This window comes from Vreelandella stevensii S18214 (assembly GCF_000275725.1).
GTDB classification, from domain to species: Bacteria; Pseudomonadota; Gammaproteobacteria; order Pseudomonadales; family Halomonadaceae; genus Vreelandella; species Vreelandella stevensii.
The window spans coordinates 213542-235698 of record NZ_AJTS01000040.1 but is presented as its reverse complement, the minus strand read 5'-3'; the positions used below and the strand labels follow the sequence as shown (position 1 = coordinate 235698).

At 59.8% G+C, this 22157-nt stretch carries 21 protein-coding genes; 9 read left to right on the top strand and 12 right to left on the bottom strand.

Annotation, left to right across the window (positions count from 1 at the left end; translation table 11 throughout):
• Positions 1–4: 4 nt before the first annotated feature.
• Positions 5–556, bottom strand: coding sequence for a hypothetical protein (locus tag HSS18214_RS0111470; protein WP_230478402.1), 552 nt, complete (start codon positions 554–556; stop codon positions 5–7).
• A gap of 60 nt (positions 557–616) precedes the next feature.
• Between HSS18214_RS0111470 and HSS18214_RS0111465 the strand changes: the two genes are divergently transcribed.
• The gene (locus HSS18214_RS0111465) at positions 617–1534 is read left to right on the top strand and encodes an AEC family transporter (protein WP_016915437.1); all 918 of its coding nucleotides are present in this window, start codon (positions 617–619) and stop codon (positions 1532–1534) included.
• A gap of 467 nt (positions 1535–2001) precedes the next feature.
• Here HSS18214_RS0111465 and trmB read toward each other — a convergent pair whose 3' ends face one another.
• The 3 genes from trmB to thiS are packed head-to-tail and all read right to left on the bottom strand — an operon-like array spanning position 2002 to position 3809.
• Positions 2002–2751 carry a tRNA (guanosine(46)-N7)-methyltransferase TrmB gene (gene trmB / locus HSS18214_RS0111460; RefSeq protein WP_016915436.1) on the bottom strand — a complete coding sequence of 250 codons (750 nt, stop codon included), beginning with the start codon at positions 2749–2751 and terminating at the stop codon, positions 2002–2004.
• A gap of 12 nt (positions 2752–2763) precedes the next feature.
• Positions 2764–3558 carry a thiazole synthase gene (locus tag HSS18214_RS0111455; RefSeq protein WP_016915435.1) on the bottom strand — a complete coding sequence of 265 codons (795 nt, stop codon included), beginning with the start codon at positions 3556–3558 and terminating at the stop codon, positions 2764–2766.
• A gap of 29 nt (positions 3559–3587) precedes the next feature.
• Positions 3588–3809, bottom strand: a complete 222-nt coding sequence (gene thiS / locus HSS18214_RS0111450) for a sulfur carrier protein ThiS (RefSeq protein ID WP_016915434.1) — start codon at positions 3807–3809, stop codon at positions 3588–3590.
• A 141-nt stretch (positions 3810–3950) separates the two neighbouring features.
• Between thiS and HSS18214_RS0111445 the strand changes: the two genes are divergently transcribed.
• Positions 3951–4334 carry a DUF423 domain-containing protein gene (locus HSS18214_RS0111445; RefSeq protein WP_016915433.1) on the top strand — a complete coding sequence of 128 codons (384 nt, stop codon included), beginning with the start codon at positions 3951–3953 and terminating at the stop codon, positions 4332–4334.
• Here HSS18214_RS0111445 and HSS18214_RS0111440 read toward each other — a convergent pair.
• The 3 genes from HSS18214_RS0111440 to HSS18214_RS0111430 all read right to left on the bottom strand — a co-directional run bounded on the left by HSS18214_RS0111440 (position 4309) and on the right by HSS18214_RS0111430 (position 9575).
• On the bottom strand, positions 4309–6795 hold the full coding sequence (locus tag HSS18214_RS0111440) for an EAL domain-containing protein (RefSeq protein WP_016915432.1): 2487 nt from the start codon (positions 6793–6795) through the stop codon (positions 4309–4311). The two genes, HSS18214_RS0111445 and HSS18214_RS0111440, sit on opposite strands and share 26 nt — an antisense overlap.
• Positions 6796–6878: 83 nt before the next feature.
• Positions 6879–7304 carry a PaaI family thioesterase gene (locus HSS18214_RS0111435; RefSeq protein ID WP_016915431.1) on the bottom strand — a complete coding sequence of 142 codons (426 nt, stop codon included), beginning with the start codon at positions 7302–7304 and terminating at the stop codon, positions 6879–6881.
• Between the two features lie 96 nt (positions 7305–7400).
• Positions 7401–9575, bottom strand: coding sequence for a malate synthase G (locus tag HSS18214_RS0111430; RefSeq protein ID WP_016915430.1), 2175 nt, complete (start codon positions 9573–9575; stop codon positions 7401–7403).
• A gap of 219 nt (positions 9576–9794) precedes the next feature.
• Here HSS18214_RS0111430 and HSS18214_RS0111425 point away from each other — a divergent pair, with 219 nt between their 5' ends.
• The gene (locus HSS18214_RS0111425; protein WP_016915429.1) at positions 9795–10763 is read left to right on the top strand and encodes an alpha/beta hydrolase; all 969 of its coding nucleotides are present in this window, start codon (positions 9795–9797) and stop codon (positions 10761–10763) included.
• On the opposite strand, the gene HSS18214_RS0111420 is transcribed toward HSS18214_RS0111425, so the two are convergent.
• The gene (locus HSS18214_RS0111420; RefSeq protein WP_016915428.1) at positions 10760–12268 is read right to left on the bottom strand and encodes a YifB family Mg chelatase-like AAA ATPase; all 1509 of its coding nucleotides are present in this window, start codon (positions 12266–12268) and stop codon (positions 10760–10762) included. The two genes, HSS18214_RS0111425 and HSS18214_RS0111420, sit on opposite strands and share 4 nt — an antisense overlap.
• Positions 12269–12467: 199 nt before the next feature.
• Here HSS18214_RS0111420 and HSS18214_RS0111415 point away from each other — a divergent pair, with 199 nt between their 5' ends.
• The 5 genes from HSS18214_RS0111415 (at position 12468) to HSS18214_RS18825 (ending at position 16772) form a co-directional block, all read left to right on the top strand.
• Positions 12468–12803 (top strand): type II toxin-antitoxin system PrlF family antitoxin, encoded by a 336-nt coding sequence (locus HSS18214_RS0111415; protein WP_016915427.1) that lies wholly within the window; start codon positions 12468–12470, stop codon positions 12801–12803.
• Entirely contained in the window at positions 12800–13297 is a 498-nt protein-coding gene (locus HSS18214_RS0111410; RefSeq protein ID WP_016915426.1) for a type II toxin-antitoxin system YhaV family toxin, read from the top strand. Before HSS18214_RS0111415 ends, HSS18214_RS0111410 begins: the two co-directional genes overlap by 4 nt.
• 274 nt (positions 13298–13571) lie before the next feature.
• Complete coding sequence (locus tag HSS18214_RS0111405; RefSeq protein ID WP_016915425.1) at positions 13572–14684, top strand: hypothetical protein; 1113 nt, start codon at positions 13572–13574, stop codon at positions 14682–14684.
• 70 nt (positions 14685–14754) lie between these two features.
• Positions 14755–16218: a DNA (cytosine-5-)-methyltransferase gene (gene dcm / locus HSS18214_RS0111400; RefSeq protein ID WP_083844204.1), complete on the top strand. Its 1464-nt coding sequence runs from the start codon at positions 14755–14757 to the stop codon at positions 16216–16218.
• Positions 16219–16310: 92 nt separating this feature from the next.
• Complete coding sequence (locus HSS18214_RS18825) at positions 16311–16772, top strand: very short patch repair endonuclease (RefSeq protein WP_016915423.1); 462 nt, start codon at positions 16311–16313, stop codon at positions 16770–16772.
• Here the strand turns inward: HSS18214_RS18825 and HSS18214_RS18180 are convergent.
• The 4 genes from HSS18214_RS18180 to HSS18214_RS0111375 form a co-directional block, all read right to left on the bottom strand.
• Positions 16728–17645, bottom strand: a complete 918-nt coding sequence (locus HSS18214_RS18180; protein ID WP_016915422.1) for an ABC transporter substrate-binding protein — start codon at positions 17643–17645, stop codon at positions 16728–16730. The genes HSS18214_RS18825 and HSS18214_RS18180 overlap by 45 nt on opposite strands.
• Before the next feature lie 105 nt (positions 17646–17750).
• Entirely contained in the window at positions 17751–19856 is a 2106-nt protein-coding gene (locus HSS18214_RS0111385) for a TonB-dependent siderophore receptor (RefSeq protein WP_016915421.1), read from the bottom strand.
• A 140-nt stretch (positions 19857–19996) separates the two neighbouring features.
• Entirely contained in the window at positions 19997–20932 is a 936-nt protein-coding gene (locus HSS18214_RS0111380; RefSeq protein ID WP_016915420.1) for a helix-turn-helix transcriptional regulator, read from the bottom strand.
• 184 nt (positions 20933–21116) lie between these two features.
• On the bottom strand, positions 21117–21458 hold the full coding sequence (locus tag HSS18214_RS0111375; RefSeq protein WP_016915419.1) for an accessory factor UbiK family protein: 342 nt from the start codon (positions 21456–21458) through the stop codon (positions 21117–21119).
• 350 nt (positions 21459–21808) lie between these two features.
• Between HSS18214_RS0111375 and HSS18214_RS0111370 the strand changes: the two genes are divergently transcribed.
• A complete protein-coding gene (locus HSS18214_RS0111370; protein WP_007112359.1) occupies positions 21809–22147 on the top strand; it encodes a P-II family nitrogen regulator in 339 nt (112 codons plus the stop codon).
• Positions 22148–22157: the final 10 nt, after the last annotated feature.

The following is a 22157-nucleotide window of genomic DNA, read 5'->3' as shown; positions in this document are numbered from 1 at the left end:
GCCTTCAGCTCCTTGTGACATCGAAATCGAACCAGCTACCCAACTTGCCCTCGGGCGTATCGAGAATGACCCGAGCCCGCCAAGGCATGACGTCCTGGGTGCAAATGCCTACCTGCCCCTGGCCGTGGAAATGGCCGGGCGCCGTTTCGTTCAGCGTGAAACGGTGCAAGCCCATGTCCATGTCTCGGCCCACGAAGTCGACGGTCACCTGACTGGCGCTAACGCCGTCCACTTCGACGTCCAGAGGCAGCACTTCCAGCGCCTGGATACGCCCATGGGCATCGATGGAGAGGGACAGGTGCCCCTTGTCTCCCAGCGTTGCCGAACATTGGCTAGTATGCAAGTTGCACTCACCGCTGGGCGAGAACCAGACCACATCGCTGTCGCCCTTCAGCCAGTTGGCAAAGACATACCAGGTGCAGGCCGCCAGCGCGAGGCCCGTGACCAATATCAACACTTTTAGCGCTGGAAAACCCGTCGGCTCGACGGGTTCAGGCAATTTCTTCATGGCAGAATAGTCGCTACGCAAGCCGTGAGGCGGGGAAGTTGGATTCATGGTAACAGCTATCCAGCGGATGTCGCTGTGCTGGGATGTCGCACTTGATAAGGAAAACAAATGGAGAGTATTACGGGCGCGCTTGGTCCCTTGTTTCTACTGATTCTGCTGGGAGCGTTACTGGGCAACCGCCGCTGGCCCAGCAGTGAGTTCTGGGTACAGATGGAGCGCGTGATTTATTTCGTGCTGTTCCCCGCCATGCTGGTGGGCACGCTGGCCACGGCGGATGTCAGTCAGGTGCCTGTGGGGCGGCTGGCGCTGGTGCTGCTGGGGGCGATGGCGCTGTTTGGCATGGCGCTCTGGCATTTTCGGGGCTGGTTGGCTTTGGAGCCTGCGGCGTTCACGTCTGTCTTTCAGGGGGCCGTGCGCTTCAATACCTATGTGGGTGTCGCGGGTGCCGCCGCGCTGCATGGCAGCCTGGGGGCCACGACGGCTGCCGTGGCCGTGGCGCTAATGGTGCCTATCGTCAACGTGATGTGTGTCGCCAGCTTTGTGGCAGCGGGCACCCTGGGCAGTGCCAGCGTGGGCAAAAGCGCCCTGGCGTTGATCAAGAATCCGCTGATTCTGGGCTGCCTGGTGGGGATTGCCTTGAATCTGTGCGGTATCGGCCTGCCCGGCTGGAGCGAAGACACCGTCTCGCTGCTGGGAGGCGCTGCCTTGCCGCTGGGACTGGTGGCTGTCGGGGTGGCGCTGCGCCCGCGTGCGTTGCTGCGCTTTGACCGCGGTGTGCTGGCTACCAATACCATCAAGCTGGTGCTGATGCCTGTATTGGTGCTGGTGTTGGCCTGGGCGTTGAGGCTGGACCCCGTCAGCCGAGACGTGGCGCTACTCTTTGCGGCGCTGCCCACGGCCACATCGGCCTATATCCTGGCGCGACAGCTGGGCGGCGATGCCGAGCTCATGGCGGCGATCATCACTGGACAGACGCTATTGGCGATGCTGACGCTGCCAATGTGGCTGCAATGGGTGGGGGGATAGAAATAAATAAAAAGCATTCGCATTTGTGTTGACAGGATAAATGAGAATGATTATATTGTGGTTGCCAGCGTTTGATGAGACGCTGGCAACCACGACAGCGATTCGGCCAGGATCAGCGCCAGTTTCCTGTCATGGTTTCTCCCTCTCATTGCTAGTCACGGTCTTTTGCCGCTCCCCTGGAGCGGCTTTCTTTTTTTATGCGTGCCAAGTTTTATTCATCTCCTGTGGGAGGCGATTGCGATCTTCGCCGTCGACAAATGGTAATAAAAAATATTCTTATTTGTGTTGACGGGGTAAATGAGAACTATTATATTGTGGGTGTGGCGTTTGATGAGACGCCACAGGCCAAGACAGAAACCGCCAGTTTCCTGTCATGGTTTCTCCCTCTCATTGATAGTCACGGTCTTTTGCCGCTCCATTGGAGCGGCTTTCTTTTTTGGTGGGTCAGTCGCGGCATAGACCGGGCGTCAGGCTTCCCGGCGGTAGATCAGGTCCCATACGCCGTGACCGAGCTTCTCGCCGCGCGCTTCGAACTTGGTGAGCGGGCGGAAGGCCGGGCGGGGCACGTAAGGTGCGGTCTCGGGCGTGGCGGTGTTGGCGTAGCCAGGGGCGTCCTCCATCACCTCGGCCATCCATTCGGCATAGGCTTCCCAGTCGGTGGCCATATGGAAGGTGCCGCCGGGCATGAGGCGCGTGCGAATGAGCTCCACGAAGGCCGGCTGGACGATGCGCCGCTTGTGGTGCTTTTTCTTCGGCCATGGGTCGGGGAAGAACAGTTGCAGGGTCGTCAGCGAGGCTTCCGGCAAGCACTGCTCGAGGACGGCCAGCGCATCTTCACGGTACACCCGCAGGTTGGTCAAACCGCGCTTGTCGACCTCGTCCAGCAGCTTGCCCACGCCAGGGGCGTGTACTTCGATGCCGATGAAGTCGGTATCCGGGTGGGTTTCTGCCTGTTCGATCAGCGAATTACCCATGCCAAAGCCAATTTCCACCACGCGGGGGGCTTGACGGCCAAACAGGGCATCCAGATCCTGGCGGCCATCGGCAATAGTCAAGCCCAGGCGTGGCCATACTTCTTCCAGGCCGCGCTGCTGGGCTTGGGTCATGCGCCCGGCACGGATCACGTAGCTTTTGATGCCGCGACGGTGCAGCGGCGCATCTGCGCTCTCCGGGCCAGTGGTGTTGCCGTTCGGCACAGTGTCGTTGGTGTCGGTCATGATGTCTCTGTATCAGCCGTTGATTCGGCCTGCAAATGGCGAAGAGGGGTCGGCGCTCTGGCGGCGCGGCATGCGCCCTGCCAAAAAGGCGTCGCGGCCAGCTTCCACGGCCAGCTTCATGGCGTTGGCCATGCGCAGCGGGTCGCGTGCGTGGGCAATCGCGGTATTCAGCAGTACCCCGTCGCACCCTAGCTCCATGGCCATGGCGGCATCCGAGGCCGTCCCGATACCGGCATCCACCAGTACGGGAACTTTGCTCTGCTCGACGATCAGGCGCACGTTGTGCGGGTTCTGAATGCCGTGGCCCGAACCAATCAGCGAGCCCAGCGGCATGATGGCGCAGCAGCCCATGGCTTCCAGCTCACGTGCCACTATGGGGTCATCACTGGTGTACACCATGACTTCGAAGCCATCGGCCAGCAGGGTTTCTGCGGCTTTTAGCGTCTCGACCACGTTGGGGTAGAGGGTGTGATCATCGCCCAGCACTTCCAGCTTCACGAGGTTGTGGCCATCCAGCAGCTCGCGGGCCAGGCGGCAGGTGCGAATCGCATCCTTGGCGTTGTAGCAGCCCGCGGTATTGGGCAGCAGGGTGTACTGCCTGGGCGAGATGACGTCGAGCAGGTTTGGCGCATCGGCGTCCTGGCCAAGGTTGGTGCGGCGCACGGCAAAGGTGACGATCTCGGCACCGCTCTGGGCAATGGCCGCGCCGGTTTCGGTAAAGTCCTTGTACTTGCCGGTGCCTACCAACAGGCGGGAAGTAAAGTCACGTCCGGCAATAGTGAACGGTGTGTCGGTCAGTTGCGTCATGGCGGTTCCTTGAAAAAGCGCGATGGCCGTTAGCCGCCACCAATGGCGTGGACGACTTCGACCTGGTCGCCATCGGCGAGCGCGGTGGCGGCCAGTTGGCTCTTGGGCACGATCTGTTCGTTGATCTCGACGGCGATTCGCCGCCCGCTCAAGCCCAGTTGGGCGACCAGATCAGCGGCGGTCAGGCCCGGGGCAATGGCGTAGGCTTCGCCATTGAGCGTAAGCTGTATCGACTCATTGGGGGTAGACATAAACAGTGAGCGTCCCAGTGGGTGAAGCGAAACGGCCCTTATTGTAGCGGTTTCAGCCTCGGCCAGGTATGTGTGGCACGCAATATCTCGACGATTAACGGTGCGGCGGTAAGCCGCTCACCTGAGTAAAAGGAGCAGGGTGTGCAGCAAGGCGATCGGTGGTGGTGGGGGTTGGCAGCGCTTTCGGGGGCGATGATGGTCATGCTGGGCGCTTACGCGGCCCATGGGCTGTCGGCACGCACCAGTGCGGCCATGGTCGAGGTGGTGGAAACCGGCGTGCGTTATCAGGCGTGGCATACGTTGGCCATGATGGTGCTGCTGGCCTGGCGCAGCCAGTGCCCACACCCTGGCCAGCACTGGGTGCTGGCTCTGTGGGCCACGGGGATGGCGGCATTCAGCGGCTCGCTCTACCTGATGGTGCTGGCAGGGCTGAACGTGGGCATCGTCACCCCCATCGGTGGGGTGTTGCTGATCGGCGGATGGCTGGCGTTAGCGGCGATTACGCTATTTGGGCGCTTTCCATGAAAGCGTCCACGGGCACTGGCTTACCAAAATAGTAGCCCTGGTAAACCTGGCAGCCTAGTCGCTCCAGAACAGTGCACTGCTCGGCGGTTTCCACGCCTTCGGCGACTACCTCCAATCCCAGACTGTCGGCCAGCGCGATAATGGTGCCAGCAATGGGCGTCGTCTGGATGTCCAGCGTTAGATCTCTGACAAAGGCAATATCGATCTTGAGGGTGTCCAACGGCAGTGATTTCAGATAGGCCAACGACGAGTAACCGGTGCCAAAGTCATCCAGCGCAAAACGAATACCCAGCTTGCGCAGCCTGCGCATCTTGTCGATGGTGCCTTCCGGGTCACTGAGTAGCAGCGACTCGGTGAGCTCCAACGTCAAGCATTCCGGAGGCGCTTTGGCACTGCTCAGTGCCGTGACGACCTGCTCGACGAAATCGGGCTGCTGAAATTGGCGCACACTGACGTTCAGCGACAGCTTCAGTGAGTTCAGGTGCGGCACGTGTTGCCAATGGCCCAGCAGTCGGCAGCCTTCCTGCAAGACCCAGGCGCCCAGCGGCAGGATCAGCCCGGTCTGTTCGGCCACGGGGATAAAGCGCCCGGGCGAAATCATGCCTTGTTCTGGATGATGCCAGCGCACCAGCGCCTCGGCTCCCTTGAGTTGGTGCTGTGCATCGACCTGTGGTTGAAGGTGCAAACTCAGCGCGCCGTTTTCGATGGCCAGGCGCAGTTCGCGTTCCAGCGTCAGGTGCTCTTCCAGCGCTTGCTCCATGGCCGAGCAGAAGCGCTGTGGTTGGCCGTCCCGCTGGCGTTTGGCTTCCAGTAACGCCAATCCGGCACGCTTGAACAGCTGGCTAATATGGTCGATGTCACTCAGAGAGCAGACCAGCAGGCCCACATTCAATTTGCAGGGGTAGGTGTGGCCATGCAGCTGATAGGGTGACGACAAGCTGGCTAGCAGGTTCGTCACACGCTGCTGGACGTGACGCTCGGCGGCAGCCTGGGAAGAAGCGGCCAGCTCACCGTAAAGCGCGAACTCATTGCCATCCAGACGTGCCACGTAGGTGTTCTCGTCAACCTGCTGGTTGAGGCGCTTACCTAGCTGTCGCAGTAGCTCGTCGCCTACTTCCTGGCCCAGGCTATCGTTCAATACCTTGAAACGGTCAATGTCGACCAGCACCAGATAGGCAAAATGGCGTGCCTCGGCCGGACTTTCCATGCGGGCGTTTAAGTGCTCCTGAAGCGCCAGGCGATTGGGCAAGCCCGTTAGTCGGTCGTGGTAGGCGGCGTAGCGGATGCGCTGTTGGGCCTGGTGCTCTACGGTGCGGTCGCTCAGTAGCGCCACATAATCCGGTTGCTGGCGATTGGCGTAGCGCACGCGGCTGACGCTCAGCCAGGCGGGGTACTCCTCTCCATCGGCGCGCAGCGCGGTGATCATGCCGCTCCATTTACCCTGTTCTGATAGCGCCTGTTGAATCTGGCCGTTCAGGGTCTGCTGATTCTTGGCATAGGCGACCTTCGCCACTGAGGTGTCGAACAGCTGCTCTGCACTGCGGCCGGTGAGCCGCTCGAACGCGGCATTGCATAGCCGGATACGGGCTGAGTGGTCGAACAGCACCACGCCGTCCTGCAGGGCTGCAATGACTTCTGATAGCCGCCGCTGGGTCATGTCGCCGTGACGCTGACTGGCCTGAAAGCGGCGCTGCACCTGGATAGCCGCCAGCGTCAGGAATGCCGTAGTAACCGCCGCTGCGCTGATCAGGTAGATGAGCCAGTGGGACTCGTGGGAGTGCAAGGTAGCCTGTGCGGTCAGGGGTAAGTGTGGCACCAGCCAGGTCGCCCGCATGGCGACATAGTGCATGCCGCTGACCGCCACGGAAATACACAGCGCCGACAGTAAGGCGTAGCGATGATAGTGGCGCATGCCATCATCCCGGCGGCTAAGCCGGTAGGCGTAGGCGCTGACCACGCCCAGGCCCACGGCCACCACCAGCGACACCAGAAACAGATCGAGTGCGTAGTAAAGCGTCGCGGGCATGCGCATGGCTGCCATGCCGCTATAGTGCATCACACCAATCCCCAGACCGAGACTCGTGCCTGCTATCAGCGTCTGGCGATGAGATAGGGTCTCGCGACAGAGCAGGTTCATGGCCACCAGGCTGCCGATAATCGCGGGGAACACGGAGAGCAGGGTCAGCAGGGGGGCATGGGTGACCGGAAAGCTCAGCTGGTAGGCGTGCATGCCGACAAAGTGCATGCTCCACACACCGACCCCCATGACGCTAGCCCCGGCCAGCAGCCACCAGCGACGCCATAGCCGTGAGTCCGTACTGCCCACCAGTCGAATGATCTCGAGGCTGGCATAAGAGGCCGCTAGCGCAATGAGCCATGATAGCGTTACCAGCGCGGCGTTGTGTGTCCCCTGCAGCGCACCGAGTGCCTGGGGGGCGAGTAGCAGGTTGGGCAGGATCATTAACGAATCGCCATATCGATAAAACAGCCACTGCTTACTTTATAACGATTGTTAAGCGCTTGCTTGGCTTCTCGCCACCTTGATTAAACGTTTTCAGGCTTGTCTGGCAACGCATAGCTGGCGGTGACATGCACCACGGGGCGCGATGCATCGCTGACCGAAAAAATCTGCACTTCGCCCACCGCCAGGCGGCGGCCCAGCTTAATCAGCTTGGCGTGGGCGACGATGTCGTGATCCCCCGACGCCGCGCGCAGAAAGTGGCAGTTCAGATCGCTGGTCACGGCCATGGGCTCGGGGCCAATCTGGGCCAGTATCGCCACGTAGAGCGCCACATCCGCAAAGCCCATCATGGTGGGGCCCGACACGCGAGGGCCAGGGCGCAAGTGCTCATGGCCAATAGTTAGACGCAGGGTGGCGCACATCTCGCCCACGCTCTCTATCTTGCCCATGCGCTGGGGAAAGACTTCATCTAAAAAGTGCTCAATCTGCTCGGCGGTCATCACGGTCATTGTTGTTGTTCTCCTTGACGTTAACGTAAGCTAGCATAAATAAAAAAGCCCCAGGGCGCGAGCCTTGGGGCTTGGCAGGCCATTTAGCAGTAGTGCTTACTTGGCCTTGTGTACCTGGCGCCACTCGTGCAACAGCGGTTCGGTGTAGCCAGAGGGCTGGACGCGGCCCTTGAAGATCAGGTCGGAGGCTGCCTTGAACGCTGTGGAGCCTGCGAAATCCGCACTCATGGCGGTGTACGTCGGGTCGCCCGCGTTCTGCTCATCGACCACTTTTGCCATGCGCTTGAGGGTCTCCTCCACACGCGGCGCATCGACAATGCCATGGTGCAGCCAGTTGGCAATGTGCTGGCTGGAGATACGCAGCGTGGCGCGGTCTTCCATCAGGCCGACGTTGTGAATGTCCGGCACCTTCGAGCAGCCGACGCCGTGCTCTACCCAACGCACCACGTAACCCAGAATGCCCTGGCAGTTGTTATCCAGCTCCTGCTGAATCTCGTCATCCGACCAGTTGGCGTTTTCTGCTACCGGCACGGTGAGCAGGTCGTCGAGCAGATCCGGCTCGCCCTGGGCTTCCAGGTCGCGCTGAATATCGGCGACATTGACCTGATGGTAGTGCAGGGCGTGCAGGGCAGCCGCCGTGGGTGACGGTACCCACGCCGTGTTGGCACCGGCTTTCGGATGGCCGATCTTCTGCTCCAGCATGCTGTGCATCAGGTCGGGCATGGCCCACATGCCTTTACCGATCTGGGCGCGGCCACGCAGGCCACAGGCCAAACCGACCTGCACGTTGTTCTTCTCGTAGGCGGTGATCCAGGCGGCGCTCTTCATGTCGCCCTTGCGAACCATCGGGCCGGCTTCCATGGCGGTGTGCATTTCATCGCCGGTGCGGTCCAGGAAGCCGGTGTTGATGAATACCACGCGCGAGGTGGCTTCGGCGATACACGCCTTGAGGTTGACCGTGGTGCGGCGCTCCTCGTCCATGATGCCCATTTTCAGGGTGTCACGGCTCATGCCCAGAATGTCTTCCACGCGGCCAAACAGCTCGTTGGCAAACGCGACTTCTTTGGGTCCGTGCATCTTCGGCTTGACGATGTACACCGAACCCGCGCGGGAGTTGCGCGGCTGGTCGGCGTCTTTCTTCAGATCGTGCAGCGCCAGCAGCGAGGTCACGACCGCATCCAGGATGCCTTCCGGCAGTTCGTTGCCGTTTTCGTCCAGCACCGCAGGCGTGGTCATCAGGTGGCCCACGTTGCGCACGAACATCAGCGAACGGCCCGGCAGTGTAACGCTGTTGCCGTCGGTGGTTTGCCAGGTGCGGTCAGCGTGCAGCTTGCGGGTGAAGGTTTTTCCGCCTTTCTCGATGCTCTCTTCCAGGTCGCCCTTCATCAGGCCGAGCCAGTTGCTGTACACGCCGACCTTGTCTTCGGAGTCTACCGCTGCCACGGAATCTTCGCAGTCCATGATGGCGGTCAGCGCGGCTTCGACGAGCACGTCCTTGACGTGTGCCGGGTCGGTCTTGCCGATGGGGTGGCTGGCATCGATCTGGATTTCCAGGTGAAGGCCGTTGTTGGCCAACAGAATCGACTCGGGGGCCGAAGCGTCGCCGTTGAAGCCGATCAGCTTGCTGGCATCTTGCAGGCCGGTTTCACGACCGCCCTCCAGGCTGACCACCAGGTGACCATCACGAATGACGTACTTCACCGCATCCCGGTGGGAACCGGTGGCCAGCGGGGCGGCACGGTCCAGCACGCCACGGGCGTAAGCGATGACTTTTTCGCCGCGCTTCGGGTTGAAGCTGGTGCCTTTTTCCGCGCCGTCTTCTTCTGAGATGGCATCGGTGCCGTACAGCGCATCGTACAGACTGCCCCAGCGCGCATTGGCCGCGTTCAGGGCGTAACGAGCGTTGCTCACCGGGACGACCAGCTGTGGGCCCGCTTGAATGGCCACTTCACGGTCGACGTTGGCGGTGGTGGCCTTCACGCTGTTCGGTGGCTCTACCAGGTAGCCCACTTCTTTCAGGAAGCGACGGTAGGCGGGCATGTCGCTGACCGGGCCAGGGTTTTCCCGATGCCAGGCGTCCAGCTTCTCTTGCAGAGTGTCGCGCTCTTCGAGCAGCTGGCGGTTTTTGGGGGTCAACTCGTGGAACAGGGCATCGACACCGGCCCAGAAGGCGCTTTCGTCGACGCCGGTGCCCGGCAGAGCCTGCTCGTTGATGAAACGGTCCAGGTCGGCTGCCACCTGTAAACGGTGGCGCGTGATACGCTCGCTCATGGGGATCTCCTGTGAAGGTGCCCGTGGATTGTTCTAGTGCCACGGCTCGGGTGAAAGGTAATTTATGGAAAATACTTCCACACCTGCGGTGGCATGTAAACAGGGTAGACCCGAAAGCGGTAAAATGCTCGACCAAATGATGAGAGTGGCCCCGCTGCCGCTGCGATCAAGCGCTGTTTCGGCAGCCCATGGATGTGTCATGTTCACGGAGAGACGTTGATGCATAATTTCCAGCATTTGGAAGGCCTGTTTCGCCAGGCATCAGGCGATTCGCCGTTCTCTCTCTTGAGGCCGGGCGAGGCACTCATGGACGCCATGCACGACTACTTCTGCCATTACGGTCTGGCGGCCTTATTGAGTGACAACCACGAGGTGCACGCTGGTTTCATCGATACCGGCCGGTTTGCGCTCTGGTGCCAGGTGTGGAGCCCGCCTGCACCGGTAGGCACGGCGTTTGTGATTCACGGCTATTTCGACCACCTGGGGCTGTATCGCCATTTGCTGGGCTGCTTGCTGGCCAAGGGCTGGCGCGTGGTGCTGTGGGACTTGCCGGGCCATGGGCTCTCCAGCGGCCCCCGGGCCGAGATCGAAGACTTCGACGACTACCAGCACTGCCTGACTTACCTGCAAGAAGCGCTGCAGGTGTATGGCATGGCGCCTACGCCGTGGCTAGGCGTCGGGCAGAGTACCGGCGCGGCCATTCTGGCCACGGATGCGTTGACGCGCCAGGACGAGGCAGGCTGGGCAGGCATCGTGCTGTTGGCACCTTTGGTGCGGCCCTGGCGCTGGAGCCAATCCAGCTGGCTTCACTTGATCGCCAGCCCGTTCGTCAAGGAGCTGCCGCGCAAGTATCGGCCCAACTCTACCGATGAGCAGTTCACCGAATTCCTGCGCGACCAGGACCCGCTGCAACCTGAACGGTTGAGCGTGGCGTGGATTACCGCCATGCGCCGCTGGATGCCCCGGCTGTTGGCGCTGGAGCCCAGCCCGCTACCCACCTTGATTCTTCAAGGCGAGCAGGACCTCACCGTCGATTGGGAGTGGAACCTGGCCATCCTGGCGGAGAAGTTTCCCAACGCGGAGATTCACCGCCACCCGGAGGCGCGCCACCACTTGGTGAACGAAGCAGATCCTATCCGTGAAGTGCTGTTTGAAGCGCTCGATCGCTTTATCGAGAACGTGCATTAAGCTCCCTTCAATAGCCGATCCAGCTGCCGGTAGCCGATGGCTTCGATAAAGTGCGGCTGAGAGGGCTTGGGTTCCCCTTGCAGGTCGGCCAGCGTAAGCGCCACGCGCAGTACCCGGTGGTAGGCGCGGGCGGATAGCTTGAGTTTTTCCAGCACGCCTGCCAGCCAGGCGCGCTCTTCATCGTTGAGGGCGCAGGCGGCTTCCAGCGCTTTACCGCTGAGCTGGCTGTTGAGCGCACCTCTTGCCATTTGCCGCTCCCGGGCGGCCATGACTCGTTCGCGCACCGCGCTGGAGGGCTCGCCCTGGGTTTGTGCGGTGAGCTGCTCCGGTGGCAGCGCGGGCACTTCCACCTGCAGGTCGATACGGTCCAGCAGCGGGCCAGAGAGACGCGCCTGGTAGCGCTGAATCTGGCTGGCGCTGCACTGGCAGCGGCTTCGCGGATCGCCCAGGTGCCCGCAGGGGCAGGGATTCATGGCGGCAACGAGCTGAAATTGAGCAGGGTAGCGGCGCTCATGGCTGGCGCGGGAGAGGTGAATTTCGCCGGTCTCCAGTGGCTGACGCAACACTTCCAGCACGTGGCGCGAAAACTCCGGCAGCTCATCCAGAAACAGCACTCCGTGGTGCGCCAGCGAGATTTCCCCTGGCCTGGGCTTCGAGCCGCCGCCAACCAGTGCGGCGGCGCTGGCGCTGTGGTGGGGCTGGCGGAAAGGCCGTTGGCCCCAGTCGGCCTCCAACGGCAGGCCACATACCGAGCGCACCGCCGCCACCTCCAGGGCGTCGTCCTCGGAAAGCGGCGGCAGAATGCCGGGCAAGCGGCTGGCCAGCATGGTCTTGCCCGTGCCGGGGGGGCCTGCAAACAGCAGGTTGTGGCCCCCGGCAGCGGCCACTTCCAGCGCCCGGCGGGCCTGGTGCTGGCCGCGCACATCGGCCAGGTCGGCCATGGGTGTGGTCGATTTGGCCGATGCCGAGAGCTGGTGGGGTGAGATCTTTTCCTGGCCCAACAGGTGGGCGACGACTTGCCAGAGAGAGTCGGCGGGCAGCACCGGTAGATCGCCCGCCAGGGCGGCTTCATCGGCGCAGGCGCGGGGCACGATCAACGCCTTGTTGGTACGGCGAGTGGCCAGGGCAAAGGGCAGCACGCCGGGTACCGCCCGCAGCTTGCCATCCAGGGCCAGCTCACCTGCGCACTCCATGCCTTCCAGCGCATCCACCGGGATTTGGCCCGACGCCGCGAGAATGCCCAGCGCAATCGGCAAATCGAAACGGCCACCCTCTTTGGGCAGGTCCGCCGGGGCGAGGTTGAGGGTAATGCGCTTGGTGTTGGGGAAATCGAAGCCCGCGTTGATCAAGGCGCTGCGCACCCGCTCGCGGCTCTCCTTTACGGCGGTTTCCGGCAGGCCCACCAGTGTCAGGCCCGGCAAGCCATTTGCCAGATGTACTTCGACATGCACCGCCGGTGCTTCCAACCCCACGCCCGCCCGCGTGGCCACAATGGCTAGCGTCATCGCCTTTCCTCTGCAGTTGTCACTTACTCCAATGTAGGATAAAGCTACATTAGCTTAAGTATTTAACCTAACGTAATTAAGAAGGCTTTGGTAGCGATTAAGCAACCGGTTCAAGTAGCGGAGACAGCTTGACGAAGTAATGCGCTTGCATTACCTTTGTATGCATTACCTTTGCATTGCTATCAAGCGGAGAGCGACAGTGAGCACGCTTATCGAAGACGACTCAACTCTGACGGATCGCTATCAAACGACTGTTCCTGCATCGGTTCGCCGGGCACTAAAGCTGAAGCGCCGAGACCGTATTCATTATACCGTTCGTCCTGATGGTGAAGTGGTGCTTTCCAAGGCGAGTGATGAGGCCAAGCACGACCCTGTGATGGTCAACTTCCTCAATTTTCTAGAGCGCGATCTTCTGGCGCATCCAGAAAATATTCGCCCGGTGACTGCCAGTAGCTTTGCCGAGGCCGAACGGCTTACCGCAGGTATTGAGGTAGACCTCGAAGAGGCGCTGGAAGAGGATGATGACGACGAATGAAGCCTCTGGAGGTTAATGGATGGACGATTTATGCCCATCCGTTGTTCTTGGAACAAGTCGAAGCACTCACCTTGAAGGTGAGACATCTTCAATCGAAAGATCCTGCCGGTTATCGCAACAAGGCGGCCACCAAGCGTCTAGCAGCGATCATGAAGCTAGCCTTGAATGATATTCCGCAGGATCCATCAGGCACTCAATACCGCCAAGGGAGCACGCTTGGCACAGAGCACACTCATTGGCAACGAGCAAAGTTCTACCAGCAGTACCGGCTGTTCTTTCGCTACGATGCTGCGAGCAAAATCATTATTTATGCATGGGTCAATGATGACGCTACAAAACGTGCTTATGGCAGTAAGCATGATGCTTACTCTGTCTTTCAGAAAATGCTCAGCAGTGGCAACCCACCGGATAGTTGGACAGCCTTACAGAAAGCCTCAGTGAGCGAAGTTGAACGAATCCATTTACTTTTAGCGGCAGATAACAACGATAACTAAATCATACTAGATCTTTTTGGGCAGATCCGCTGGGGCTTCCAACCCCACGCCCGCCCGCGTGGCCACAATCGCTAATTTCATGGCGCTCCCTCGCAACGTCTCTCAATCGGCTCATTCAGTTTAATGAGCCTGCTCGTTGGCTAAGCCTACTTTATTCGGGGTGCCGAGGACTACCATGACGGGGCAACGGCAAGATCAACGCAGCCCAACGTTGCTAATTTTTCCTTGCCTGGCCAGGATCAAACTCTGATAGGCAGTGCAGAGGTGATACAACATGAGCTTGCTGACTCCTTTTGGTCCGTTGCGGGATATCCCGCTGGACAATCTTGAACAATTAAAGGAAATACTGATTCGGTCCGACAAGAGCCGGATGTTGGAAGGGTTGGTCATTGAAGCGGTCTTCAATGACTATCTGGACAGGTTGATGACCCAGCAGGTGCACGTGTTGCCCGTGTCTCTGGTCAGAACACTGACCATCAAGCGACGGCCCCGCACCCGCTACGTCAACGCGTGGTGGCTATGGGATCACTCGGGGGCTGGCGAGGCCGCCACTGACCTGAGTCGCCACCTGCTCCCTGCGTCGGGCAAGGATGAGTTTCTATTCGATTGCTATTACGACGAGAGCGCCAGAGACTTCTTCATCAAGGAGTGGCAGGGCAGGACGCATATTCCGATTCAGTCGTTCATGTTGAAAAGTCGTGGATATGACTCCCCCCGTTTCAGGATGCCAACCAGCGCGGTCATTGACGAACACCGCTCGCAACAAGCTTTTTGGTCAGGCATTTTTAGTCATTACAGCCGCGATATTTTTAAACATGTCGTCCTGCATCGACTGTTTAAAAATTGCGCGATACAGCCTTTTTTCGATGGCGTTTGGGATATCGATAGTGTGGCGCGATTGCCCAATGGGACGCTCATGCAGTTGGAGGTAAAACACAAGTTTCCCTACGTCGAGCGAGGTCGTGGCGGCCTCTTCTTTGGGATTAATAATGGCCAGTTACAGGTCATGCAGGATTTGGCGCGTAAAGGGATCAAGACGCTGCACATGATCATGGTCAAACCGATCTGGGACAAACAGCGCGGAACGGGCTACCTGCTTAACCGCATCGGTGAGCGTAAGCGCGTGTTGCTGTTGGCGAAACTGCTGGACACGCCCACCTTGCGCCAGATACGTGAGCGTCCGTCATGGCAGACGGGGGCTGAGCAGTCGTTTACCGGCACGGACCGCCAGAAGGCTCGCTATGTGAATGCCGCCGAGTTCCAGCTGCTGGGAACCCTGGATGATGCGGTCGATGACGTCGCCAAAAACATTCGCCTTGCGGCGATGGGGGAGCTTGACCAGCCAGTGACGGAACAGATGTTGTACGACAGCCGAATTCATCCGTAAACGCTTCGCGGAGCTAGTTTTTTGGGATACAATCGTGCGCCATTGTCACAGATTTGACCCAGAGGTTTGCATGTCTCACCTTATCGATGTCCAAACAGGTGCAAGTTCTGGCGTGGTTGCCAGCCTGCCGGGCGCCTCTCCGTCGCCTTACGAGGCGCTCAGCGAGCGAGCACTGCTGGATAAGCTTCTGGAGATTTATGATCAGGGCGCCATCGCCGAGGCGCTCGCCATGGCTGACAAGGGGAGCTGGTGTCGCGAGACCATCAACCGCTGGGCCAAGGGTAAGGCGGAGCCGAAAGTAACGCGTGCGGCTTATCAGCAAATGGTGTCCATGTTGCCTGCTCCCCGGCCCAGTGACCTTCAGCCGTCCTTTCGGTTTATCGACCTGTTCGCCGGGATTGGTGGCATACGCAAGGGGTTCGAGGCGATTGGGGGCGAGTGCGTCTTTACCTCGGAGTGGAATAAATATGCCGTGCGTACCTACAAGGCCAATCACTTTTGTGACCCGCGCAAGCACCGGTTCAATGAGGACATTCGTGAAGTCACGCTGAGTGGCGACCTGAGCATCGACGAAGAGACGGCGTACAGGCACATCGATCGGCAGATTCCCAATCACGACGTACTGCTGGCGGGCTTTCCATGTCAGCCGTTTTCGTTGGCCGGTGTGTCGAAGAAAAACTCCCTGGGTCGAAAGCACGGTTTCGAGTGTGATGCGCAGGGAACGCTGTTCTTCGATGTGGCGCGTATTCTGGCCGCCAAGAAGCCCGCCGCTTTCCTGCTGGAGAACGTCAAGAACCTCAAGAGCCATGACAAAGGCAAAACGTTCAGGATCATCTGTGAGACCCTGGATGAGCTAGGCTATGACGTGGCGGATGTGAACTCGCCCAAAGGGCAGGATCCCAAGGTCATCGACGCGCGGCACTTTCTGCCGCAGCATCGCGAACGCATCGTTCTGGTGGGGTTCCGTCGAGATCTGGGTGTTCATGAAGGGTTTACCCTGAGGGATATCCATAAGATGTACCCAAAGGAGCGCCCTGCCTTTGGTGACCTGCTGGACCCGGAGGTCGACGACAAGTACATCCTGACGCCGAAATTATGGGCGTACTTGTACAAGTACGCCCAGAAGCATCGTGCAAAAGGCAACGGTTTCGGTTTTGGCTTGACGCGGCCCAACGATGTCGCCCGCACGCTCTCTGCCCGTTATCACAAGGACGGTTCGGAGATTCTGGTGGATCGAGGCTTCGATGACGCCATGGACTTCTATAGTGACCATAATCAGAAGCATCGGCCCAGACGACTGACCCCCCAGGAGTGCGCCAGGTTGATGGGCTTTGACCAGCCGGGAGAAAGCCGTTTCGTCATCCCGGTGTCCGATACACAGGCATACCGTCAGTTTGGCAATTCGGTAGTGGTGCCTGTGTTCGAAGCCGTGGCAAGGTTGATGGAGCCGCGGATACTGGCTGCCGCCGCCAAGTCGGTAGCCCTTCAAGCGGATGACGACCCGCAACAGTACGAGATGCCCCTTGCGCTGTGATTGCCTGGCCGAAACGATCGGTGCCGGGGGTTGGTTGAGCGGGCCATCGTCTTTTGCAGTGGTTCTATCCTTCAGATGAAAGGGCGAGTACCTTGGCTGATATTGTCGATCGCTTGACTCGATCACGCATGATGGCTTCCATTCAGGGTAAGAACACGGCTCCAGAGCGGTTTGTCCAGGCCGCTCTGGAGCAGCGTCATATCGGCTTTGACGTTCATTCGACTGAGCTTCCCGGCAAGCCCGACATCACCATCCCGCTCTATCAGGTCGCCATCTTCGTCAACGGGTGCTTCTGGCATCGGCATGAAGGGTGCTTCTATGCCACCACCCCATCGAGCCGCAAGCAGTTTTGGCAAACCAAGCTCGCTGAGAATGTGCGTAGAGATGCGCGTAAACGGGCTGAGCTGGAGGCCATAGGGTGGCGGGTCGTGGTGGTGTGGGAGTGTGGGGTGAAACACGCGCCGGAGCAGTTTGATGAGGTCATTGATACGATTGAGGGCGAAATTTTTTTACCGGAGTGGCCGGAAAAGCCGCCAAGAGTAAGACGCCAATGACCCTGGCTCACCACGCGGGTCGTACAGTGCGTTGGTCAGCTCGCGGGCAAAGCGCTGGGCGGAGGGCAGTGCGCCAAAGCTCCAAACGGGCGGCAGGCGCAGCAGCCTGTCATGTTGGACACTGGGCAGATGCTGCCACAGGCCGCTCTTTTCCAGCTGCGCTTTCACTCCGGTAGGCAGTGGGTCAACGACGACCAGGGTGGCATCGGGGTAGCGGGCCAGCGCTTCGATACCCACCAGTGCAAAGCCCCAGGCATTGGTGGGCTCATGCCAGGCGTTGGGCAGCGCCAGCTGTTCCAATACTGCGTTATAGAGGCTGTTCTCGCCAAAGACCCGCACATGGCGGGCATCCATGAACTGCACCATCAGCAGGGCCGGGGCGTCACTGCCCGGGTAGCGCAGCTCGGCCATCAGCCGTTGGGTACCTTCGATCAGCGCGTCGGCCTCGGCTTCGCGCTCGGTCAGTTCGCCCAGTTGGCGAGTGAGGGTTTGCATCTCCTGCCAGGTGTCGGCACCTGGGGAGTAAAGGGCGAACGTGCCCACCGGTGCGATGCGCTCCAACCGAGGAACCAGCCCGGTAAACATGGGCGAGAGCAGGGTTTGCTCGGGTGGTGATTGGGCCAGCAGCTCGAGGTTGGGCTGGGTGCGCAGGCCAATGTCGCTAACGTGTTCTGGAATGTGTGGTTCGCCCACCCAGTCGTGATATGCCGGCTGTTGCGCGATACCGCTGACCGGCGCGTCAATCGCCAATAGCGTTTCGGCGATGGTCCAGTCGATGGTGGCCCACTGGGCGTGGCTGGCGGCGCTAAACAGCAAGGCTGCCGCAAGCCAGCAGCCACGGGCCAGGGTTGGGAGTCGGGAGAAGCAGCGCATGGATTGGGCACCTGACAATAAGCGCCTCATTTAAACGATTCCGTTTATCAATTGCAACTGGAAACGCCCGGACAGGGCGCGCGGCCCATGCCCGGGCGTAGCGACTCAGAAACGGTAGTGGACGCTGGCCGTCATTCCGCGTTCGGCACCGAAGTAGCAGTACTCCAGGGAGTTACACGACGCTACGTACTCCTTATCCAGTGCGTTGTGCACATTCAGGCGGGTTTCCACACCGTTGAGGCCTAAGTGGCCCCAATCGTAGCCTACCGTGGCATCGACCAGGGTGTAGTTGGGAACGCTGGCAGTGTTGGCTCGGTCGGCAGCAATATCGGCATAGTGGCGTACGCCTACGCCGACATCCATACCGCTTAGCCAACCCTCCTGCACGGCATAGTGGCCCCACAGCTGTAGCTGATGGCGAGGGGAGTAGATAGCGTTATTGCCCTGGTTGCCGTCGTCGCTTTTCGCGTAGGTAATATCGGTAAAGCTGTAGCCTGCCTGTAGCGAGAGCGCCTCGCTGAGCTGCGCCTGGGCTTCCAGCTCGATACCTTGCGACTCGATCTCTCCCACAGCGCGGTATGGGTCGGTGGGCTGCTCCTTGGTGGCCACGTTCTCCTGGCTGATATGAAAGAGTGCCGCACTGTACTGCTGTAGGTCATTGGGCTGGTACTTCACTCCTGTTTCCCACTGTGCGCCTTCCATGGGGGCAAGCAGGTCGCCGTTGGCATCCACGAAACTGGTGGGCGTAAAGGCTGTCGAGTAGCTGGCATAGGAGGCCAGGCCATTATCGAACAGGTAAACCACCCCGGCACGTCCGCTGAACTGGGTGTCGTTGAGACGACTGGTTTCGCCGCTGTCGCGGTTGGTGTTGTCAATATTCACCCAATCGAAGCGCCCGCCCAGGGTCACCCGCCAGCGGTCGATGGCCATTTGATCCTGAAGGTAAATGCCGGTCTGTTCAAGCTTGTGGTTCTCTCGAAGAGGCGCGTAGAACGCCAAGGGGGCGCTGCCATGGATCGGGTTGAACGCATCCAGAGCGGGGAACACGCCCGATGGCCAGGAAACTTCGTTCTCTCGATGCTGGTAGTCCACTCCCAACAGCAGCGTGTGCTCCATAAAGCCACTGGTCAGGCGAGCTTCTATCTGGTTATCCAACGTCAAGGCCTGAAGGGACTCGCCGCTGCCGGAGTAGTAGCGAGCAAGTTCAGTGGAGGTGGGAGATGCCCAGCCAAAGCCATACACCTGATTTAACGTCACATCGGCATTGAGATAGCGCAGCAGCTGGCGCGCGGTCACCGCGTCGTTGAAGCTGTGTTCGAGGGTATAGCCAACCATGCGCTGGGTGCGCTGGGTGCGCTGATAGGCGTCGTAGTCGGGTTCGCCATCGAAGAAGTTGTTGCTGATTCTGCGTCCAAGGCGGTCGATGACGGCCCCCTCGTAAGGAACGCCCGAGTGGTAGCCTCCTTCTGGCTCATCTTGTAGATAGGCCTCGAGGGTCAGGCTGGTGGCATCGCTCATGTCCCAGGTCAAGCGAGGGGCGATGGCATAGCGCTCTTCCTCGGCAGGGCCAAACTGAGTATCCGCCGCACTGGCAATCCCGGTCAGGCGAAAGGCCACTCGCTGCTCGTCGCCAATAGGGCCGGTGAGGTCAAAAGCGGCACTGCGCTGGTGATTGTTACCCGCCCGGAAGCGCAGCTCGCCACTCGGCTCGAACTCGGGGCGCTTGCTGTTGAGAGCGACCACGCCACCGGGGGAGGCACGGCCGTACAGCACCGAGGCGGGCCCGCGCACCACTTCAATACTTTCTAAAAACCACGGATCGATGCGCATCGTGCTATGGGAATTGGCATCTCCCATCACTTTCAGGCCATCCAGGAAGGTATTGCTCAAACTGCCATCGGAGAAGCCTCTCAAGACGAGGTAGTCAAAGCGGTTGGAGGCACCTACCTGATTGCTGTATACGCCAGGGGTGTAGTCGGTGGCGCGCTGTACCGTATTCACGCCTCGCTGAGCCATCTGTGCCTCGGAAATGGTAGAGACGCTCTGCGGCGTTTCGATGGCTGGCGTGGCGACCTTGGTAGCCGCCTGCTGGGCCGTGACGGTCACGGTGGCTAACGTGGTGCTGGGCTGTGCTGCTGAAGGTGACGCCAGTGCAAGGAGCAGCGCACCGCTCAGGGGAGTCACTAAAAAAGCAGGGTGTTTAGAGGCCATTGGTGATCCTGGAGGGTGGAACCAGTTGTATTGAGTAATGAGAATTATTGCTTTTAATGGCCAAGGAAAGGTGTGCGCTATGCCAGGTCTGCTATGCGCATCGACAAACTCAGGTGGGGCAGGGGAACCCCGTGTACTGACTATGCACGGGGCCGCTGGAGTTCATGGGGGGTAAAGCCGAAATGGCGCTTGAACGCGGTAGAGAAATTGCTGGCATGGCGATAGCCGCAGCGGTAGGCCACTTGTTGCACGCTTTCTCCGCGTAGCAATGCCTCGTAGGCCTGCTTCAGCCGCACCTGGCGAATGTAATCAAACAGCGAACAGCCGAAGCAGGCGTGAAACTTCTGACGCAGGCTGCTAGGGCTCATAGCCACTTCTTTGGCCAGCTCTGACAGACGGTAGTGGGCGCCAGGGTGTTGGGCAATGCGCGTCCGCAGGGCGGCGAGTCGCTGCTGGTCTCGGGTGGAGAGTCCGCTGGAAGCCAAAGGAGCCACGCCATGGTCCGGCAGGCCTTGCCCAATGAGCTGTAGGGCGATCCCCTGCCACACCAGTGCCTGGCGCCAGTGAGCAAGCGACTGCTCTGTCATGGTGCACAGGGTGCTCATAAGCGCCATGGGCAGTTGCCATACGTGTAGTGTAGGCATCGTCGGTGGGGCGACAAGGCCCAGCGGCGTTGTGGCCAGCACGGCCAGATTGATCGTGCGCAGGCGGGGCTGAGCCGGCTGATGAACCTGCAGAGGGTGGCGGTCATTCAAATGGACACACACGCTCTCGCCTGCGTGTAGCGTGAGCCGCTGCTGCTCATATTGCAACGCGATATGGCCCTCCAGAATGACGCTGATGAACCAGGGAACGCTGTGGCAGGAAGTAGAGCGGTAGCCGCGATGCACTTGCAGATCGGACAAGGTCAAATGCAGGGCGGGCGATAAACGCGCATCCTGAACATGGCCGGTAGCGACGGCCTGATGAGGGGAAAGCCCCTGATCCACAAGGTAGTGAATGCCAAAGCGCTGGCCTAGCTGCGCCAGAAAGTGTGGCGTGATATCAGATGGTGCACCGCAGGAGGGCTGGAGCATGAGGCAATGAGCTGATGGGCTAAATGACCTGAAAAATGCGCTGTGATGGTGCTAAAAAGCGCCGATAGATTTAACGCCGAGTCTGCACGATAACATGCTCGCTCATGCTGTCAATGATATTGATTATTGTTCATTTTTTGGGGAGGGAGATGCTGGGGCCTGTGGAAAGGCACCCAGCGTTGTTTCAGCCTGGCTTGCCTGGGGTGGGTTTGTCTTGCTCGGCAGGCTCTGCGGGGGCTGGTGGTACTTCGGCTTCCATGGGCGTGGCCTGTGCGGCGCTGGCTGCTTCCACCGTGGCTTCCAGGCTGGCTACCTGACGCTCCAGCGCCTCGACGCGCGCGCGCGTGCGCTGCAGTACATCCATCAAGATATCAAAGTCTTCCCGTGATACCAGCTCCAGGCGGTCGAAGGCTCCCCGCACCACTTGCTGCACGCCTTTCTGAATGTCTTCCGGGGCCTGGGAAGCGTTCTGTAAACGGTCGCCTATCTGCTGGGCTAAACGGCTGATGCGATCCTGGGGCGTCATGGCTCTCTCCTTAAACGGTGGCGCATAAATGTGGATAGCTTACCTGTAAGGATACGCAACCCTTTGGCAATCCGCATGCCCCGCGTGCGTTTTCTCCTGCAATGCGCTCGTGCATCAAAAAGAAGCATTGAGCTTTTGGTGATGTGCTTTTTTAGTGCAGTGGCGGGTAGGAGGAGGTGGATAGTCGCCCTGCTGATGCTCTTGAAACGTATTTTTTAATGTTTAAGGGCATGAATTTAAATAAGAAAAAAACCAGTGGCACGGTATGAGCATTAGTAGGGCAAGCACTAAATTCGGGCGGCCACGCCGCTCTCCACCGAGTGGGACTGAACCAGCAGGGGAGATCCGGGATGAAACTCATCACCGCTATCATCAAGCCTTTCAAGCTTGACGACGTTCGTGAAGCACTCGCCGACAACGGCGTGCAGGGGATTACGGTTACTGAGGTCAAGGGATTTGGTCGCCAGAAAGGCCACACCGAGCTGTATCGCGGTGCCGAGTATGTAGTGGACTTTCTGCCCAAGGTGAAAGTGGAAGTGGCCGTGGACGATGCGCGTCTGGAGAGCGTGCTGGATGCCATCTGCAGCGCTGCCAACAGCGGCAAGATCGGTGACGGCAAGGTATTCGTGACGCCGCTGGAAGATGTCATTCGTATTCGTACCGGAGAGCGCGGCGCCGACGCGGTATAGGCCAGCCTAC